This is a genomic window from Nonomuraea deserti (genome assembly GCF_004348685.1).
In the GTDB taxonomy this organism is placed as follows: Bacteria; Actinomycetota; Actinomycetes; order Streptosporangiales; family Streptosporangiaceae; genus Nonomuraea; species Nonomuraea deserti.
Window position 1 is genome coordinate 1 of the sequence record NZ_SMKO01000216.1, and the last position, 17559, is coordinate 17559.

Below are 17559 nucleotides of genomic sequence, written 5' to 3' on the forward strand. Positions count from 1 at the left end.
CGGCAGGCCCTCCGTGCCCAGCTCCAGGCACCCGCCGACGAGCACCATGGCGTCGCCGGCCCGGCCGGTGAACTCGTTGATCAGCCGCGTCTTGCCGCCACCCGCCCCATCCACGAGGGGTCCTGAGCCACCACCGTCACCCCGGGCTGCAGCAGGTCGGCCAGCTCGAAGTCGTCGAACCCGACCAGCGCCAGCCGCCGACCCGCGAGGGCGCGCAGCACGGTCACGGTGTAGCGGCCGTTGCCGGCGAACACCGCCGTCGGCGGATCGTCGAGGGTCAGCATGCGGGCCAGGTCGGCGCGTACCGCCTCCAGCGACGGCGGCCGCATCGCCACCAGCCGCTCGTCGTACAGGCCGCCGAGGGCCGCGCGGTAGCCCTGGAGGCGCTGGGCCGCCGTGAAGATGGCCGGGTCGTCGCCGAGGAAGGCGATCCGGCCGTGGCCGTGGCCCAGGAGGTGGCGGACCGCCTGCCCGGCCCCGCTCACGTTGTCGGCGAGCACGGTGTCGACGTCGAGCCCCGCGCCCGGCGGCCGGTCGGCGAACACCACGGGCGTCCCGGCCTCCAGCTCGCTGCGCAGGTACGTGTGGTCCTCGCCGGCGGGCACCACGATCAGCCCGTCGACCCGGCGCGCGCAGAACGTCTCGACCAGCTCGCGCTCCCTGCCGGGCTGCTCGCCCGACGACCCGCTCAGCAGCAGGCAGCCGTGGTCGATGACGACCTCTTCCACGGCCCTGCTCAGGCCGGAGTAGAACGGGTCCGCGACGTCCTCGATGACCAGCCCGATCGTCGCGGTCCTGCCTCTGCGCAGCACCCTCGCGCTCTCGTTGCGGCTGTAGCCCAGCCGGTCGATGGCCGTCCGCACCCGCTCGGCCGTGGCGGGGTGCACGCCGGGTTCGCCGTTCACGACACGCGAGACGGTCTTGAGCGCCACGCCCGCCGCCGAGGCGACGTCCTTCATCGTCGGTCTCACGCCAGGATCATGTCTCACCGACGAGGGGTCCGACAACGTTGTCAACCGGTTATGCCAGAGTAGTCGCCTATGTCGTTGCGATCTGTGGCGCTCGTCGCGGGATTCGTGCTGGCCGCGCTCAACCTCCGTCCGGCGATCGCGGGGATCTCGCCGCTCCTCGACGAGATCATGGACGACGTCGGGCTCTCGCCGGCGGGTGGCGGCGCGATCACCACGGTCATGGTGGTCTGCCTGGGCGTTTTCGGGCCGGTGGTGCCGCTGCTGGCCCGGCGCATCGGGCTCGACCGCACGCTCCTCGCCGGCCTGCTCGTCATCGCGGCGGGCGTCTCGCTGCGCGGTCTCGACGGCGCGCCCGTGCTCTACCTCGGCTCGGCCCTGGCGGCCACCGCGATCGCCGTCATGAACGTCGCCATGCCCGGCGTCGTCAAGCAGCACTTCCCCTCCCGGATCAACCTCATGACCGGCGTCTACGTCTCCTCCGTCGTGGCCGGCGCGGCCACCGCCTCGGCGCTGGTTATCCCGCTCGAACACGCCACAGGGTACGGCTGGCGCGGCATCTCGGCGTTGCTGGCGGTGCCCGCGCTGCTCGCGGCCGTGCTCTGGCTCCCGCAGGCGCGGCGCGGACGCGCCGGGGGACAGGACGGCCCCCGGCCGATCGGCATGGTGCTGCGCAGCCCCGTGACGTGGTACGTCACCGCCCTGATGGGGCTGCAGTCGCTGACCTTCTACGTCATGCTGGCCTGGCTGCCGACGATCTTCCTGGAGGCCGGTGTGCCCGCCGACCAGGCCGGCTACCTGCTCAGCCTGACGAACCTGGTCCAGGTGGGCACCTCGCTCGCCGTCCCCGTGCTGGCCGGGCGGCGGGCCTCGCAGGCGCCGTACGTGGTGGGCGCGGGGGTGCTGACCGTGCTCGGGTACCTGGGGATGCTGCTGGCCCCGACGACCCTGCCGTGGGTGTGGATGATCGTGCTCGGCGTCGGCCAGGGCGCCTCGTTCGTGCTGGCGCTGCTGATCATCGCGTTGCGGCCGGCGAACCCGGCCACGGTGACCGCGCTCTCGGCGGTGGCCCAGTCGGTCGGATACGGCGTCGCGGCGCTCGGACCGATGCTGTTCGGGCTGCTCAGGGAGGTTTCGGGTGGGTGGTCGGTGCCGCTGATGGCCGGGCTGGGCGTGCTCGTGGTGCAGATCGTGGCGGGGTGGCACGCCGGACGCCCTGCTACGTTGGGCAGGTAAGGCTTACCTACGAATATGCGGGGGTTCGCGGTGCTGACCGAGGTGCTCCAGCGGGTCGCCGACGCGCGTGGCGGGATCCTCGGCGTGGAGCCCCGCCTCGTCATCGAGCCCGACGAGAGCTGGACGCCCGCCGCCGAGCTGGTGCGGGAGCCGTACACCCTGCTCACCGAGCTGGCCGACGAGACGGCCGCGCGCTGGAACGCGCCGCGGCACGTCGGCGCGGCGCTGTTCTGGAAGACCTACGGCTACTGGCACACCCTGCCGATGGTGCTCGGGTGGGCGCTGGACGGGAAGGTGCCGCTCATGCGGCTGCGTGACACCTACTTCAAGGTGTCCGCCGCGGGGGTGACCCTCGCGGCCACGCGAGTGAGCTGGGGCTCGGGCGCGGGCGCGATCGGCGAGGCGCTGGCCGAGTCTCAGGCGCCGCTGGTCAAGGCCCTCGGCTCCCTGGCCAAGGTGGGCGAGCGCACGCTGTGGGGGTCCACCGCCGAGGCCGTCGCCCATCCGCTGACCTCGATCGTCGAGGGCGACTACATGCGGTTGCTGAAGGAGGTCGGCCCGCCGGTCGACGGGCTGATCGAGCCCGCCGACGACGGCTATTTCCGCAGGACCTGCTGTCTGTGGATCACCCTGCCCGACGTGGAGCCGTGCGGAAGCTGCTGTGTGCTCAGGCCACAGAACCGACCGCGGGCCCGACCGGCTCGTCCAACGGCCTGAGCTCGTCGGCGTAGCTCACCGAGACGCGGCGCATGACGCCGCTCGACTCGATCGAGTACTGGCCGAGCCGCCACAGCGGCGGCGAGTAGGCGTGGATGGAGACGCTGTGGTCGACCGCGCCGGTGAGCCGGTGGATGTGGTCGGGCCCGAACGAGAACGACTGGCCCTCCGTCACCACGGTCTCCAGGTGCTCGCCGCCGATGCGCGGGTTGCACTCCAGCAGCGCGCCCCGCACCACGTGGACCGCCCCCGAGGAGATGTCGTGGTCGTGCCAGCCCGTGTCGTCCTCGGGGCGCCAGCACAGCAGCCAGACGTCCACGTACGCGTCGCGGTAGAGCGAGGCGTAGTGCCTGCCGCCGTCGGCGGGGAAGTCGACCTGGTCGCGCCACTCCTCCGGGCGGGCGGCCAGGTCGTTCACCAGGTCGCGGAGCTCACGCCGGTCGAGAGTGCGCTCCGGGAGCCGGGCACAGGTGCCCCCGTCCTGGATCTGGTCGGTGCTCACGTACGAGTCTCCTTTCTGCTGAGTAGGCGGCGGGGGTTGACGACCCGGATGGCGTGCGCGGCCGCGGCGCCGAGTCCGGGGTCGGGTGCGGTGGCATAGGGCGCGTCGGAACCGTTGACGACGACGTCGATGCCGAGCTCGCGGACGATCGCGTCGATCGCGCGCGGGCCGTACGAGGAGGTCTCCACGAAGAAGCCGGGGTCGACCAGGCCGCGCCCGCCGCCGCCCCTGGCGATGAGGCGTTCGGAGTGCAGCGGCGCCAGCCCGGCCAGGAGGGCGAAGCAGACGCGCAGCCTCGGGTGCCGGGGCCTGACGACGGCGTGGAAGTGGTGCCAGGCGGCGTGCATCTGCTGCACGTACGGCACCAGCGCGGGCCACCACGGCGGTGTGCCCCCGGAAGGGGCGGCCGGCCCGGGGTGCACGAACAGCGGCAGGTCCAGGCCGGTCAGCACCTCCAGCAGCCGGTCGTCGGGCACGGCCGTCGCGGGCATCTGCAGCCCGGCGAAACCCCTGGCGAGGTCTTTGGCCAGGCGGTCGGGGTCGACGTCGCTGTGGCAGGTGGACGCCCACGCGCCGAAGGGCTCGCCCAGCGCCAGGGCGCCGTCGTGGTAGGCGTCGATCAGCGGCCAGGACTCCTCGGGCGGCAGGAACTCGATGCCGAGCGGGCTCGACAGCGACACCAGCGCCAGCTCCAGGCCGGTGGTGTCGCGGTGCTCGTGGTCGGCGGGGTCGACGTCGTAGGGGGGCTCGCCGTCGAGGAGCAGCGTCCAGCCGTCGAGGCGGGGCGGGGAGGTGCGAGCGCGCAGGGCGTCGACGAACGCGCCGGTCCACAGGTGCTGGTGCACGTCGATGCTCACGGGTCACTCCTTCCCCTATTTCCTACTCACAATACATGCAAAGCGTCTGTGCAGCGAAATCCGTAACGTGAAACGGTTCAGTGATACGGTTCAGTGAACCGCTTCACCTGACGTTTGTCAACAGCCCGAGCGCCCAAGGGCGGTCACGGGGAATCGGGTCGTGCCGCTCGACACGCGGTGCGCCAGGATGGATGCTGAAAAGCATGTCCTCACCGTCGGAAGACGGAGCCGACATGCCTGCGTCGGGAATTCAGCTTCTGTCGGTGGCACCCAATAGGCTGGCCTAATGCCTCGAAAGAGAGCGACGATCCGCGAGGTGGCTCAGGCGACGGGCCTGTCCCCCGCGGCCGTCTCTTACGCGCTGCGCGGCCTGCAGGTGTCCGAGGAGACGAAGGAGCGCGTGCGGGCCGCGGCGGCCGAGCTCGGCTACGAGGCCGATCCCATCGCCAGGGCCCTGGCCAGCGGCCGCACCGGCATGATCGGCCTGCTGTGCGGCTCGCTGGAGGACCTGTGGCAGCAGTCCCTGGCGGTCGGCATCAGCAGAGGGCTGCGCGAGAAGGATCGTTACGCGCTGATCCTCGACGCGTTCGGCGATCCCGCCAGGGAGCGGGCGCTGGCTCAGCAGCTCCGCGACCAGCGGGTCGACGGCATGATCGTGCAGCCGATCGACCCGGCGGCGGCGTTCTGGCCGGAGCTGTGCGAGTCGCTGCCGGTGATCGCGGTCGGCGACTCGATCGCGGGCACGGCCGGCGAGGTCGTCTTCGACAACCGGCGCGGCGTGACCCTGGCTCTCGAGCACCTGCGAGCCCTCGGCCACCACCGCATCGCCGTGCTCACGCCCACCCGGGCCAGCACGCCCGACCGCCCCGCCGACGTGCACGTGATGGCCGAGGCCGAGCGGCTGGGCCTGGACATCCAGGTCGCCACCTCGCCCCACGGCCTGGCCGACGCGACGGCGGCGGCCCACGACATCCTGGCGGCGAAAGAGCCGAGCGCCGTCTTCTGCTTCGCCGACTCGATCGCCTACGGCGTCTACGCGGCCGCCCAGGAGCTCGGGTTGTCGATCCCGGGCGACGTGTCGGTCATGGGCTACGACAACCATCCCATGTCGGGCCTGCTCACGCCCGGCCTGACGACGGTCGACTGGGGCATCGACGGCATCGTGCGGGCCGCGGTCCGGCTCATGTCGGCGGCGGCCGACGGCGGCACCCGGCGGCGGCACGTCGTGCAGGCGCCCGCGCTCAGGGAGCGCGGCTCGGTCGCCCGGGCGTCCGGCCTCCAGTGACTCTTCACCCCAGGTGTCCCGGTGCCGAAAGGGCACGGCGCGACTCCTCCAGGTCGTCGGTGAGCGGCCGGTCCGGGGGCGGAGCCTGGCGGGCCCTGAGGGCCGCGGTGCGCTCGGCGGCCAGCACGAGCGCCAGGGGCTCCAGGCAGCGCAGGGTGAGGCGGGCGGCCTGGGTGGCGAAGCTCGCGTGCTCCTCCGTGCCGAGCGAGATCACCGCCGTGCCCGTCGTCACCGGCACCGCGAGGTGGCGCAGCACGGCCATGGCGTCCTGGGCCACATATTCCAGGATCAGGGCCCCGGAGGAGCCGCGTTGCCGGGCGAGGAACGGCAGGCGGCCGGTGTAGGCGGGGTCCATGAGCGCGGCCAGGCGGGCGGTGCTGAGCTGGGCGGTCTGCACGATCGCCGCCCGCAGCGCGTCGAGGGCCAGCGCCACCGGGGCCGCGTGGGAGTTGCCGTTGTGCCAGGCCAGAGTGCCGGAGATGAGCGGGTTCTCGGTCGCCGCGTTGAGGTCGATCTCGATCGTGGCGGTGGTCCGGTCGAGCGCGTCCACGGCCGCGCCGTGCACCTGGGCGAAGGCCCGGAATCCGTACGGGTCCTGGATGCGGGTGGCCAGCCCCTGGCTGAGCAGGGCGCGCAGGCGGGCGGCGACGACGGCCTGTCCGGGATGGGGGCGGGCCTCCTGGACGGCGGCGGCCAGCGGCTCCGCGGAAGCGTCGACGGCGGTGAACGACATCGCGGCGACGTCGACCGCCGCTTCGAGGAGCAGGCGCAGGCGGTGGCAGGCGATGGCGGCGTCGGCGAGCGTGGCGGCTCCCGAGCTGATGAACGGCAGCGCGTCGCTCGACGCCAGCGGGAAGCGGGGCTCCTCGGCCGGCGAGGCGGCCGGCGAGGCGCCGTTGTGGCGCCAGGGGAGCTCGCCCAGCAGGCACAGGGCGGTGATGGACAGGGCCGTCAGGTCGCCGGTGCCGATGGCGCCGTACGTCCTGATCGGCGGGGTGAAACCGGCGTTGACGGCGTGCGCCAGCACCGGGAGCACGGCCGGGTCGACGCCGGATCCGCCCGCGACGAACTGGTTGAGCCGGACGACGAGCATCGCCCTGGCCCGGGCGGGCGAGATCGGTTGGCCGGCGCCGCACGCGTGGCTGCGCAGCAGGTCGAGACCGGGGGCTTCCACGGTGACGGCCTTGTTGGCGCCGACTCCGGTGCTCCGCCCGTAGACGGGGCCCCGCAACCCCTGGGCGGTGGCCCACGCGACCCGGGCCCGATCGAGGGAGGAGATCGTGACCCGGGCCCCGTCGTACGCCGCCTCGTGCACCTGCGCGCACGTCAGGCCGGCGCCGTCGAGCTCCATGGGGGACTCAGTCGTTGTCGGGGATGAACAGGCCGAGCAGCCAGCTCACCACGCTGATGATGATCGCGCCCCAGAACGCGGCCGGATAGAAGTTGTCGACGTGGAAGGGGATGTCGGCCTGCTCGGCGATGAAGCCCGTCAACAGCAGCATGGCGGCGTTGATCACGAGCAGGAAGAGGCCCAGCGTCAGCACGATGAGCGCGCACCCCAGCGTCTTGACGATGGGCTTGACGATCGCGTTGATGATGCCGAAGATCAGCGCCACGATCACCAGGACGCCCCAGTACTGCGCCGTGTTCGTCTCGAGATCGACGCCGATGCCCGGGACGAGCTGGATGGCGACCCACAGGGCCACCGCTGCCGCAAGGGTTCTGATGATGAATCTCACGCTGCTTGATCCTCCCACTTGGGAACGGCGCCGCGATAGAGGCGCGAGCACAACGATGCGCGGCGGTCACCGTCGGTAGTCGCCGGTTATGGCCCGTCCTGCTCGGGAAGGTGCGTGCAGGGGAGGTACGAGATGAACGCGAACGGGCTCGAGTCGTTGCCGGCCAACGAGTTGCACGATCGGGCGGTGCGTTATGCCGTACGCCATGGGGACCTGGGGTTTCTGTGGGACCTGCTGAAGGTGATCCCCGCCGCCGAGGCCGCCACCGGTCACCATGACGAGAGCGCCAACGACCTCAGCCGGGTCTCGGCGCTGCTCAGCGACGCCATCGCGTCGGGCGAGGGCGAGCTGGGGGAGGCGTTGCGGCCGATCTACCTCGAATATCTGCGCAAACACCCCGACGCCTAGCCCTCGCCCCGATTCAGCCCGCCAGCTGTTCCTGGCTGCCGCTGTACTGGGCGAAGCCGGGCGTGCTGACGTCCTGCCCGTCCCGCAGAATGATCATCGTCTGGTAGGGTCCCGACTCCCCGAGCCGGGCGGCGAAGCGCCTGGCCAGGACGGGCCCCATGGCGTAGATGGCGGTGGCGTAGGCGTCCGCCATCCCGAGGTCGGGCCCGATCACCGTGACCGAGCCGAGCCCGCGCTGCACCTCGCCGGTGCGGGGGTTGACGATGGGCGCGCCGCCCGAGGTGGCGATGCCCAGGTCGTGGGCGAGGACGACCTTGCGGACCAGGTCCGTGTGCGGGTCCCGGATGCCGACCCGCCAGCGCTTGCCGGGGGCGGCCGAGCCGCGCAGCCTGATGTCTCCGCCCGCGTTGATGCGGTGGTCGCCGGCGCCCGCGTTGACCAGCGCGCGTGACAGGCGTTCGAGTGCCCAGCCCTTGATGTAGCCGGACGGGTCGGTCACGCCGTTGATACGGGCCTCGAACCAGCCGTCCGTGAGCCGGCTGAGCTCGTCGCAGCGGTGCAGGACCTCGATGAGCTCGGGGATCTGCTTGATGGTCTGACCGCGGTTGAGCCGGCCGATCTGGCTGTCTTCCTTGACCGGGCTGAAGGTGTCATCCACCCACCTGAGCCAGGCGAAAGCGTCGTCCAGCAGAGGGGTCAGCTCGCGTGCCGGGAGCGCCGTGCGGATGTCCACGCTGACGGGCATACCCATGACCATCTCGACACGGGCGGTTCCGGGGAAAGTCGTCACCTTGCCTCCTTCCGTCCCTACCGTCTCAGATCACGCGTAACGTCGGCCTAAACCTTATGTCCATTTTCGAAACGGATCTGTGATCTGGGGACGGCGAGGCGTGACAACGCGCCGCTGACGTACCGCTTGAACGGGCGCGGGCCGGCCACCACCACCTCGCGCTCGGCGATGTCGGGGATCTCGCGGCTCAGCCCGGAGGCGCTCAGGCGCTCCTTGACCCTCGGGTCGTGCTCCCGGCCGACGACGAGGACGAGACCGTAATCGGCTTCCAGGTCGCGCAGCTCGTCGGTGGCGCGCTCGGTCCGGTAGACGGCCACGGTGTCGGCGGCCCTCGCCAGGCGGGCGCGCAGGGTGCGCGGATCGACGCCGGTGGCGATCAGCAGGACCGGCCTGCTCTCCTGCTGGACGCGGTGGCTCAGGACCGCCATGACGGTCGCCAGCGCGTACAGGAGCAGGCAGGCCACGCGGCCGGGCTCCGTCGCCTGAGGCGCCGTGCCGACCTGGTACGCCACCAGCAACGCTCCGGTCAGGTAGCCGCCGAGCCGCAGCCGTTGCCTGGCCTGCTCGGTGCGCAGGTGGCCGGCGGCCTTGACGCTGAGCAGGCCGATCCCGGCGAGCAGCGCCGCGGTGAGGTAGGAGGTGGGGCTCCACGGCTGGCCGAGACCCGGTTGGATCGCCCCGAACTCGGCTACCGCGACACCGCACCAGAAGAGGACGGGACCTTGGTTCGCATTCGCCTCGCTAGCCATGTCCATCACGGTGCTGAACGAACATGAAAGCTTTCTGAGCACAGCTGAGGAATCAGCTGAATGGGCCACCGCCACGCCCCTGGACCCGCCGCTGCGCGGGGTGGCTAAGGTCGGGAACATGGCAAATGTGCGTGTGGAGCGGACTGATGACGGCGGATTCCGGGCCACGAACGCCCGCGGCGCCGAGGTGCGGATCGGCGGTGGCGACGAGGACGGCGTGTTCACGCCGGTCGAGCTGCTGCTGGCGGCGGTGGGCGGATGCAACATCGTGACCGTCGAGCCGCTCACGGCCCAGCGGAACAAGCGGCTCGTACGCCTGGAGATGACCGTGCAGGCGGAGAAGGTCGAGCAGAGCAAGCTGGGCCCCGTGACGGTCACCTATGACGTGGAGCTGCCGTCGGAGGACGCCCGCGCCGTTTTCGAGGCGGTGGCGAAGCGGGTGCACGAGAAGTACTGCACGGTGAGCAGGTCACTTCAGGAGGGTACGGAGGTTCGGTTGGAACTTCCGTAGGTGGGATTAAACAGATATTCGACCCCGTTATGACGCGACCGTTGCATTCGTCTCGGTAGCGTTGTAGCAGGTCGAGAGGCCAGTAGACCTTCACCGAAGCGGACGCGGAGGGGGACCGCGGTTCGCCAGTGCGGGACCGCCGGCGTTTTTGGGGGAAGACGTCGGCCTGGACCGCCACCGATCGGGCCGGGCAGCTTTGGGGGAACTGCCCGGCCCGATCCATGCGTATCCTCACCTTTCGTGAAAAAGATTCTCATCGACTGCGATCCCGGCATCGACGACGCGCTCGCGCTGGCACTGATCGCGGGCTCCCCGTCGGTGCGCCTGGCCGGCATCACCACGGTGGGGGGCAATGTCGACCTCGAGCTCACCACCGCCAACGCCCTGGCGCTCAGGGAGTTCCTGCGGCTCGGCGACGTGCCGGTGACGCCGGGCAGCGCCGGCGCCCTGCTGCGGCGCACCGTACGCGCCGCCCACGTGCACGGCGCCACCGGGCTCGGCGACGCGAGGCTGCCCGTGGCCGAGCGGGGACCGTCGCGGGGGCACGCGGTCGACTTCATCGTGGAGACGCTGCGGGCCGATCCCGGCGAGATCACCCTGGTGGCCGTCGGGCCGCTGACGAACCTCGCCCTCGCCGTACGCCGTGAGCCGCGCGTCGTCGAGTGGGCCCGCGACCTGGTCATCATGGGCGGCTCCTTCACGCGGGGCAACCACAACCCGGCGGCCGAGTTCAACATGCTGGCCGACCCCGAGGCGGCCGCGATCGTCTTCGACGCCGGGTGGACGGTGACGATGATGGGGCTGGACGTGACGCTGTCCGCCGTGGTCACGTCCGGCGTGCTCGACCGCATGCGCCCGCTCGGGCGGCTGGGCCGCGACCTGCTGGTGCCGGCGGCCCGGTTCTACGGCGTGGTCACGGCCGACGGCGGCCCGGCCATCCACGACGCGTGCGCGGTGGCGTACGTGCTGGACCCGTCGTTGTTCACCTGCGTCCCCGCCGTGGTGAACGTGGAGACGGCCGGGCTCTACACCCGGGGGATGACGGTGACGGACTTCAGGGTCGGCGACCGGCGGGCGAACGCGCAGGTGGGAACGTCGCTGGACGTGAAGCGGTTCTGGGACCTGGTGCTGGGGGCGTACGAAGGGCTGGCGGCCCGGTTCGGATGATGTGCGGGCACTGTTCGGCGGCTGATACAGTTACACCTGTTGCGCCGCTAGCTCAGTTGGTCAGAGCAGCTGACTCTTAATCAGCGGGTCCGGGGTTCGAGTCCCTGGCGGCGCACCCTGACAGAAACCCCAGTTCAGTGTGCTGAGCTGGGGTTTCTTGGTTCTCGGAGGACCTCGGGCGAGGTCGAGGCGCGCCGGTGGTTGCTCGTCGGTAGGGTTCGGGCACATTGCGGGGTGTTCCGGTTGCCGGTTCGGGGCCATGGTGTCCGTCGGGCTTCGACGCTGACGCTGCGTTGCGCGAGGGCGTCGACGTACTGGCCGCGCAGGCGCCAGACCCGAAGACCGCGGTGGAGCGCGCCGCCAAGGCCGGGCTGACGCATCTTGATCTGGACGTTGTCACCATGACTGTCGCCAACACCGCCACACCCAAGTCCGATGGCGTCCCCCGCATCGACCACCAACTCGACCCTCTTGATGGCATGCTTTGCGCTGGCCTAAGCCACGAAGGCTTGCAAATGATCACTATTAGGGCATGGCATACTCATCCGGCCGTCAGCCGGATACGAACGCGACCACCGAGATGGCGCACAGGGCCAGCCCGCAGCCATGCCACATAGTTGTCCGCTCCCGCAGCACGATGGTGGCCAGCGCCACGGTGACGGCGGGATAGAGCGAGGCGATGACGGCGGACATGCTGAGCGTGCCCGCCTGGGTGGCCAGAAAGTAGCAGGTCGTGCCGGAGACGCCAAGAATGCCTGGCCAGATCGCCGCCCGCAGCGGCTTACGGTGCACCGGCTCGGCACCGCCACGGACGGAATACAAGACGCCACCGCGCGATGAGAAGGCGACGGGCCGTCCAGGGGTCGGGTGGCGTTGAGCTCGAAGTGGTTCAGTACGTGCTCGTCGAATACGAGTCGTCCGCCGTCTACGCCGAGCACCACAGGATGGACCTGGAGGATCAGGCGGTCGAGCACGCCGCGTCGCATCATGGAGCGGACTAGCGTCACACTGCCGCACACCAGTAGCTCTCCCTCCTGTTTGAGAGCCTCGATCCCCGCTGCGAGGTCCCCGGCGCGGAAGCTGGTGTTCCGCCAGCCGCTCCTGCCGGTCAGGCTGTCGGTGAAGACGACCTCGCGCTTGCCGTTCATGGTGCACACCAAAATCTCCATCGAACTCGGGGCGGTTCATATGAGACGGTCCGGCCGGGAGGTTGCTTGTCTCTTGTGCACCAGCGCGGGGGTGTCAACCACCTGGCCGGCTTTCCACACGGTTCGTTTGCTCACCTGGTGCACTGAGGCGTACGGCTCGATGGCTTGTCCCATGTCGCCTGTTGCTGGCGGCGCTGTTGGCCGAGCAGGAGCGCGAGGTTACCGACGATCTGGCCGGGCTGCTGCTTGGAGGATGACGAGTCTATAAATGATCATCGTCCCCCTTCCCGTCTCGTCGCTCCTGCCCTCGAGAGCGCGTCACTTACGGGGGAGGTTTCGCAGCGCGATCAGCAGCACGGCAGCGGCGCAGATCAGGGTCGTGGCGCTGATGAGAGCGACCGTGTGGAAGGCGTCGGTGAAGGCGGCGCGTGCTACGGTCAGCAGCGCTGCGGCCGCGGTGTCCGGCAGACTTCCAGCCGCCGCGGTGGCGGCCGCGATGGTGTCACGTGCGCCTTCTGCGGCGGCAGGAGAGATCCCGCTCGGCAGGTCATCAGCCATCCCCAATCGGTAGACGAGTGTCCCGATGCTGCCCAAGACGGCGATGCCGAGCGCGTAGCCGCACTCGTTGCCGGTCTGTGCGAGTCCGGCGGCCGAGCCGGCACGCTCAGGCGGCGCGGCTCCGACCACCACGTTGGTGCCCAGACCGACCAGCGGCCCGCCGCCGAATGAGGTGAGGCAGAATCCGACGATCAGAAGCGTGGGGCCTGAGGCCGTGCCGGTCTGGGTCAGGATGAGCAGTCCGATGGCCGAGACGAGCAACCCGCCACTGAAAAGGCGGGAGGTGGGGATGCGACGTGCCAGGAGCGGCGCGACCTGAAAGCTGACGATGGCTGCCGCCATGCCTGGCAGCATCGCCATGCCCGTCTGCAGCGGGGACAGGCCATAACTGAGCTGCAGGTACTGTGCCACGAACACCATGGTCCCGCCGGACAGCATGGTGTAGAGGAGCATGCCGCACAGTGTGGCGCTGAAAGCCCGCTCGGCGAACAGACGCAGGTCCAGGAGTGGGCTGGCGAGCCTGCTCTGGCGACGGGCGAACGTTACGGCCATGACCAGGCCGAATCCCAGAGCAAGAAGTGCCGACATCTTCCATCCGTGTGCTGCCGTCTCCTTGAGCCCGTGGATGATCGACAGCGTCGCCACGAGCGACAGGACCACGCTCGGCAAATCCATCCTGCCGGCAGTAGGATCACGAAACTCTGGCAGCAGCCTCGGGCCGATGACCAGGAGCAGGATCATGGGCGGCACACCAAGCAGCAGCACTGATCCCCACCAGAAGTGTTCCAGCATGATCCCGCCAAGGAGGGGGCCGAGGATGGCTCCGGCGGTGAAGCAGCCGGCCCATACCCCGACTGCGGCGGCTCGTTGTTTGGGATCACGGAACATATTCATGATCAGCGCGAGGGTGGACGGTGTCAATGTGGCACCCGCGATCCCGAGCAATGCTCTCGCCGCGATGAGCATCTCGGGGTTGGGCGAGTAGGCAGCGACCAGCGAGGCCAGGCCGAAGGCGGCGGCGCCCGTGAGGAGCAGCTTTCGGCGGCCGATCCGGTCGCCCAACCCGCCCATGGTGATCAGCAGGCCCGCGACCATGAATCCGTAGATGTCCATGATCCACAGCTGCTGTGTGCTGGTGGCGCCCAGGCTCGTGCTCAGGTGCGGCAACGCCAGCAGCATGACGAAGGTATCGAGAGAGATCAGCAGGGTGGGCAAGGCGAGCACAGCCAGGCCCGTCCATTCCCGGCGTCCGGCTCGGGCGTCTCCCGGGAGAGTGGTCGGCGTGGAATTCGATGTGCTCATGTCGCGCTGCTCTCGAGGTGTGAAGGAGTCGGCGGCAGGGACGCGATGACAGCGCGTGAGGCGTACGTCCTCCTGTTGCTCAACGGGTTGAGCCAGAGGTCACCACTCCGGCTGACAAACCTCATGCGGCTAGTGCCAACGTCGTGCACGCCGATGTCGTCATCGGGCGCGCTATTGCTTGCTGACAAGGCCTATCTCCTAAAATTCGAGGGATGACGTGAAGCGGACGCCCGCGGGCGTAGGCCACTGGCGGGCAGGTGCGGTATCGGGCGGGTCGAGGAGACGACATACTTGGGGTACCAGAGACCCTCGCTCATTGCCGATCTTCAATCGCTGCAGAACAGCTCAGATCAGGCATTCAGAAACATCTGATAGAGGTTCTAGGCGTGCGCCGGGGCAGCCACGTGATAGGACAGGGCTCCAATGCCTGAAGCGAGCGTTCGGGTGCCCAACAGGTCGAGCTTGTTTTCATTGCCCTGACCGAACACCATATCGTCGACCGTTCCTACGCCGGCGAAATGTGGGTGCACCCAAAGGTGCAGCTCATCGAGCAGTCCATGTCTCATGAGTGCGCGGGCGACGGGACCGAAGCAGCGCCTCGGCCTCGAAAAGCTGTTGCAGGGCGATCTCAGCCGACTCCTTCGGCGTACGGGAAATGCCAGGTATCCATATGGTTGACGATCCCGTCGATGCTGACGAACGTCGAATCAACGATTTAAGCCATGGTTCTTGACCTTCTTTCGAGAGTGAGTAATGCGCCGTCCGTTTCGATTTTGTGCGGTGATCCCTTGAACGGGCCGGCTGTACCGTTCAGTCCTCACCGAGGCGGCCCCGGTCAGGGAAAGGCTGAGTGTGCATGTCAGCACTGCGCGGTGTGCATCAATCGGCTGCTGCGTCCTCAGCCTGGCGTCGTACCGAAGATCCGGTGCTTCCTTCCAGTCTCGGTGCGCTGGGCGTGGCCGAGCATCTGGCGGGGGCCAAAGCCGGTGGCTTCTGGATGAACCATGAACAGCTGGCCCAGGGCTCGCCGGGCGCTGAGCCCTGGCGACACGTCGGCGGCGGGCACTTTGTCGACACCGTCGCGGCCGTCGACGCGGGTGAGCCCGCTGGTGTCCATGGGAGCGTCGCCCGCATCCGGCCTCGGAAGTACGGAGGTCCACTTGACTACCCTCATCGGTGGGCCGTGACCGGACTTGGCGGCTGGTTACCTGCCCTCACCCGGGCGGTGGGCAGAGACAGCGTTCTTGCCAGCGAAAGCAGACGCCGCTTCGGTCTTGGCTGCTGCCTCGGCGGGCTGTAGCAGGGCAGATGGCGCGGTGTGATGCATCCTCTGCGACGAGGGCTACGACTCCGCGGGTCGTCGCGGCTTGCCTTCCCACGAGGTCTCGGTGCCGCCTAAGTCGAACAGCACCTGTTTGCATTGGCGTGCGGCCACCCCCTCCAAATGGTCGGTGGCGTAGGCGCCGAGAGGGCAACGTGCGGTTAGGTCCGCGACGCCGACGCCGTGGCCAAGCTTGATGCCTGTCGGCCAGAGGACGATCAGTAGTGGAACGTGGTGCCGCCGGCCCCTCGACGGAAGGCCGTGGCCGGTGGGCGAGCACGAGGACCAGCGTGTGGAAGGGCGGGTCGGGCCCCCACGCGCCCTTGTAGCCGGGGTCGTCCTGCCAGCCGGGAGGACCGAACTTGCCGGCGCGCATGATCTCGGCGCCGATGCCGGAGCCGTGCATCGTGGCGAACGCGTTGTCGGCGCCGACGCTCCCGCACCGGCCGCCGCCCATCTCGTGCCAGTACCGGATGGCGAACATCCAGTCGTGGATGCGCTCGCCGGCGTGGCCGAACGGGGCGTCGGCGGCCTGGCCCTCGCCGGTGCCGAAACCGCCCAGCGAGACGGCGAAGTTGTGGACGCGAAACTTACCCATGATCGTTTCCTTCTTCAGTAGCTCAGGACGTTTCGGCTCGGCCGTGAATTCGTCCAGGGGCATCGCGACATCCGGCACAAATGTGCTGGTGCCTGGCCTGAAAAAACTGTATCCCTCAGACACTGTGTATAGTAGAGACAGTTCTGCGGGAATGGCAAGAGGGAGCGCGGCGATGCCAGTCAACGAGGATCCGAAAGCAGTGGCCGAGCTGCTGTGGGGTCTGCGGAAACCGTCCAGCAGAGGCCCCAGGCCTGCCTTCGACCTGGACCAGGTAGCCGGGACCGCGGTGAAGGTAGCCGACACCGAGGGCCTGGAGGCGGTCTCCATGCAGTGGCCGTACCGGCTACCTACGTAGCTTCGCGGACACGTGACCGCCGGGCAGGATCGGTCCCGCGCCAGTGGTCGTCCAGATCACCAGTGGTCGCTGGTCCGTGAGAACCAGAGCACCTCGGTTGCTTTGCTGTAGATCAACAGGTTGCTGTCATCCTGAATCGCGAGAAATGCCCACGGCTCACGGTCTTGGAACTCCACAGCGCCTTCTTCTTGGCGTTGCAGACGACCAGGTTGCCGTCCTTGGCATCGGCCGCGTTAGGGCGTGTCCTGTGTGGTGAGCCGGATGAACCGCTTGTAGCAGCACAGTGCAGCAGCTAGGCCGAGAAAGGCCAGGTAGTTGCCGGAGTAGCGTTCGTAGCGGATGCTGAGTCGTCGATAGCCGGTCAGCCAGGACATGGTCCGCTCGATCACCCAGCGATGCCGGCCTACTCGCCTACCGGACTCGACTCCCTTGCGCGCGATACGAACCGCGATGCGCTTGCCGCGTAACCATCGACGCAGGTCATCACGGTCATACGCCTTGTCTGCGTGCAGCTTGCCGGGCTTGATGTGCCCGCCGTGGCGAGGGTCGCGTCTCATTTGGAGCTCGGTCACGATGGGCTTGAGACCCTAGCTGTCGTGGGTGTTGCCAGATGAGACACCGACCACGACGGGCAGTCCGGACCGGTCGGACAGGATGTGCATCTTGGAGCCCGGCTTGCCCCGATCCACGGGACTCGGACCTGCAAGTTCGCCCCCCTTTGGCCCGCACATGGGCGGAGTCGAGCACGACGCGGGAGAGGTCGAGCACGTCGGCGGCAGCGAGTTTGTCGAGCATGGCCTGGTGCAGTTCGGCCCACACGCCGGCCCTCGACCAGATCAGAAAGCGGCGGTGCGCGGTGGACGTCGATATCCTGGAACATGGCGGCAGGGCCCGCCACGCACACCCACTCACCAGCACGTAGACGATGGCCGCGCCGCTTCATCAGGCGTGTTCTGCGTGCCACCGCCCTGTGGACGCACCCGTGCCGGCGGTAACAACGGGCGGACGATCTCCCACCACCGTCCGGGACGATCCACCCCCTCGGCCATGTCTCACTTCTCCCGAACTGCCGCCCACCGGCGGTTTTTCATCAATGCACGCCGCGCATGACAGCGATGACCATTTGGCCTTTCCGTCTTCCGAGGTCACGCGGGCAGGCTAGCTTCACCGGAGCCTGCTCGACATCACGGCAAGGATGAGTATGACTGACGCACCCCGCATGGTTGCGTCCACGGGAGTGGTGTACGAGTTTGGCCTGGTCGCAGGCGTGGCGTCGTGAAATGAAGACGGCCATCGAGTGATCCTTCGAGTAGCTAGATCGAGATCGAAGGAGAACCAGTCGATGGCC

Annotated in this window: 18 protein-coding genes, 1 tRNA gene and 2 pseudogenes; 9 read left to right on the plus strand and 12 right to left on the minus strand. The window is 69.0% G+C overall.

Annotation, left to right across the window (positions count from 1 at the left end; all coding sequences use genetic code 11):
* Nucleotides 1–80: 80 nt before the first annotated feature.
* The gene (locus E1292_RS43345) at nt 81–971 is read right to left on the minus strand and encodes a LacI family DNA-binding transcriptional regulator (protein ID WP_246090740.1); all 891 of its coding nucleotides are present in this window, start codon (nt 969–971) and stop codon (nt 81–83) included.
* A 69-nt stretch (nt 972–1040) separates the two neighbouring features.
* On the opposite strand from E1292_RS43345, the gene E1292_RS43350 reads away from it, so the two are divergent.
* Nucleotides 1041–2204, plus strand: coding sequence for a CynX/NimT family MFS transporter (locus E1292_RS43350; RefSeq protein ID WP_165975042.1), 1164 nt, complete (start codon nt 1041–1043; stop codon nt 2202–2204).
* A gap of 15 nt (nt 2205–2219) precedes the next feature.
* Complete coding sequence (locus tag E1292_RS43355) at nt 2220–2921, plus strand: (2Fe-2S)-binding protein (protein ID WP_132605387.1); 702 nt, start codon at nt 2220–2222, stop codon at nt 2919–2921.
* Here the strand turns inward: E1292_RS43355 and E1292_RS43360 are convergent.
* Together E1292_RS43360 and E1292_RS43365 are read right to left on the minus strand one after the other, a co-directional pair.
* Complete coding sequence (locus tag E1292_RS43360) at nt 2872–3423, minus strand: cysteine dioxygenase (protein WP_132605389.1); 552 nt, start codon at nt 3421–3423, stop codon at nt 2872–2874. The two genes, E1292_RS43355 and E1292_RS43360, sit on opposite strands and share 50 nt — an antisense overlap.
* Nucleotides 3420–4280: an amidohydrolase family protein gene (locus E1292_RS43365; RefSeq protein WP_132605391.1), complete on the minus strand. Its 861-nt coding sequence runs from the start codon at nt 4278–4280 to the stop codon at nt 3420–3422. Before E1292_RS43365 ends, E1292_RS43360 begins: the two co-directional genes overlap by 4 nt.
* Nucleotides 4281–4566: 286 nt before the next feature.
* Between E1292_RS43365 and E1292_RS43370 the strand changes: the two genes are divergently transcribed.
* Complete coding sequence (locus E1292_RS43370) at nt 4567–5565, plus strand: LacI family DNA-binding transcriptional regulator (protein WP_132605393.1); 999 nt, start codon at nt 4567–4569, stop codon at nt 5563–5565.
* A gap of 4 nt (nt 5566–5569) precedes the next feature.
* On the opposite strand, the gene E1292_RS43375 is transcribed toward E1292_RS43370, so the two are convergent.
* Nucleotides 5570–6916 (minus strand): aromatic amino acid ammonia-lyase, encoded by a 1347-nt coding sequence (locus E1292_RS43375; RefSeq protein ID WP_132605396.1) that lies wholly within the window; start codon nt 6914–6916, stop codon nt 5570–5572.
* A 7-nt stretch (nt 6917–6923) separates the two neighbouring features.
* Nucleotides 6924–7304 (minus strand): phage holin family protein, encoded by a 381-nt coding sequence (locus E1292_RS43380; protein WP_132605398.1) that lies wholly within the window; start codon nt 7302–7304, stop codon nt 6924–6926.
* A 132-nt stretch (nt 7305–7436) separates the two neighbouring features.
* Between E1292_RS43380 and E1292_RS43385 the strand changes: the two genes are divergently transcribed.
* Entirely contained in the window at nt 7437–7712 is a 276-nt protein-coding gene (locus tag E1292_RS43385; RefSeq protein ID WP_132503624.1) for a hypothetical protein, read from the plus strand.
* Nucleotides 7713–7725: 13 nt separating this feature from the next.
* Here E1292_RS43385 and E1292_RS43390 read toward each other — a convergent pair whose 3' ends face one another.
* Complete coding sequence (locus E1292_RS43390; protein ID WP_132605400.1) at nt 7726–8502, minus strand: FAD:protein FMN transferase; 777 nt, start codon at nt 8500–8502, stop codon at nt 7726–7728.
* 47 nt (nt 8503–8549) lie between these two features.
* Nucleotides 8550–9251 (minus strand): ferredoxin reductase domain-containing protein, encoded by a 702-nt coding sequence (locus tag E1292_RS43395; protein WP_132605402.1) that lies wholly within the window; start codon nt 9249–9251, stop codon nt 8550–8552.
* Nucleotides 9252–9369: 118 nt separating this feature from the next.
* Between E1292_RS43395 and E1292_RS43400 the strand changes: the two genes are divergently transcribed.
* From E1292_RS43400 to E1292_RS43410, 3 genes are all read left to right on the plus strand, one after another.
* Complete coding sequence (locus E1292_RS43400) at nt 9370–9762, plus strand: OsmC family protein (protein ID WP_132605404.1); 393 nt, start codon at nt 9370–9372, stop codon at nt 9760–9762.
* A gap of 240 nt (nt 9763–10002) precedes the next feature.
* The gene (locus E1292_RS43405) at nt 10003–10929 is read left to right on the plus strand and encodes a nucleoside hydrolase (RefSeq protein WP_132605406.1); all 927 of its coding nucleotides are present in this window, start codon (nt 10003–10005) and stop codon (nt 10927–10929) included.
* Nucleotides 10930–10970: 41 nt separating this feature from the next.
* A tRNA-Lys gene (locus tag E1292_RS43410) sits at nt 10971–11044 on the plus strand.
* Nucleotides 11045–11481: 437 nt separating this feature from the next.
* Here E1292_RS43410 and E1292_RS43415 read toward each other — a convergent pair.
* The 4 genes and pseudogenes from E1292_RS43415 to E1292_RS43430 all read right to left on the minus strand — a co-directional run bounded on the left by E1292_RS43415 (nt 11482) and on the right by E1292_RS43430 (nt 15054).
* Nucleotides 11482–11751 (minus strand): EamA family transporter, encoded by a 270-nt coding sequence (locus tag E1292_RS43415; protein ID WP_246090741.1) that lies wholly within the window; start codon nt 11749–11751, stop codon nt 11482–11484.
* A 110-nt stretch (nt 11752–11861) separates the two neighbouring features.
* Nucleotides 11862–12098: pseudogene (locus E1292_RS55990) on the minus strand (dihydrofolate reductase family protein); the annotation flags it as partial.
* Between the two features lie 297 nt (nt 12099–12395).
* Nucleotides 12396–13937 (minus strand): MFS transporter, encoded by a 1542-nt coding sequence (locus E1292_RS43425; RefSeq protein WP_132605408.1) that lies wholly within the window; start codon nt 13935–13937, stop codon nt 12396–12398.
* An 898-nt stretch (nt 13938–14835) separates the two neighbouring features.
* Nucleotides 14836–15054 carry a hypothetical protein gene (locus E1292_RS43430; protein ID WP_132605410.1) on the minus strand — a complete coding sequence of 73 codons (219 nt, stop codon included), beginning with the start codon at nt 15052–15054 and terminating at the stop codon, nt 14836–14838.
* A gap of 694 nt (nt 15055–15748) precedes the next feature.
* Here E1292_RS43430 and E1292_RS55285 point away from each other — a divergent pair.
* Nucleotides 15749–15877 carry a hypothetical protein gene (locus E1292_RS55285; RefSeq protein ID WP_281284141.1) on the plus strand — a complete coding sequence of 43 codons (129 nt, stop codon included), beginning with the start codon at nt 15749–15751 and terminating at the stop codon, nt 15875–15877.
* 151 nt (nt 15878–16028) lie between these two features.
* Nucleotides 16029–16211, plus strand: coding sequence for a hypothetical protein (locus E1292_RS43435; protein WP_132605412.1), 183 nt, complete (start codon nt 16029–16031; stop codon nt 16209–16211).
* A 233-nt stretch (nt 16212–16444) separates the two neighbouring features.
* Here the strand turns inward: E1292_RS43435 and E1292_RS43440 are convergent.
* Nucleotides 16445–17260: pseudogene (locus E1292_RS43440) on the minus strand (IS5 family transposase).
* Between the last annotated feature and the right edge of the window lie 299 nt (nt 17261–17559).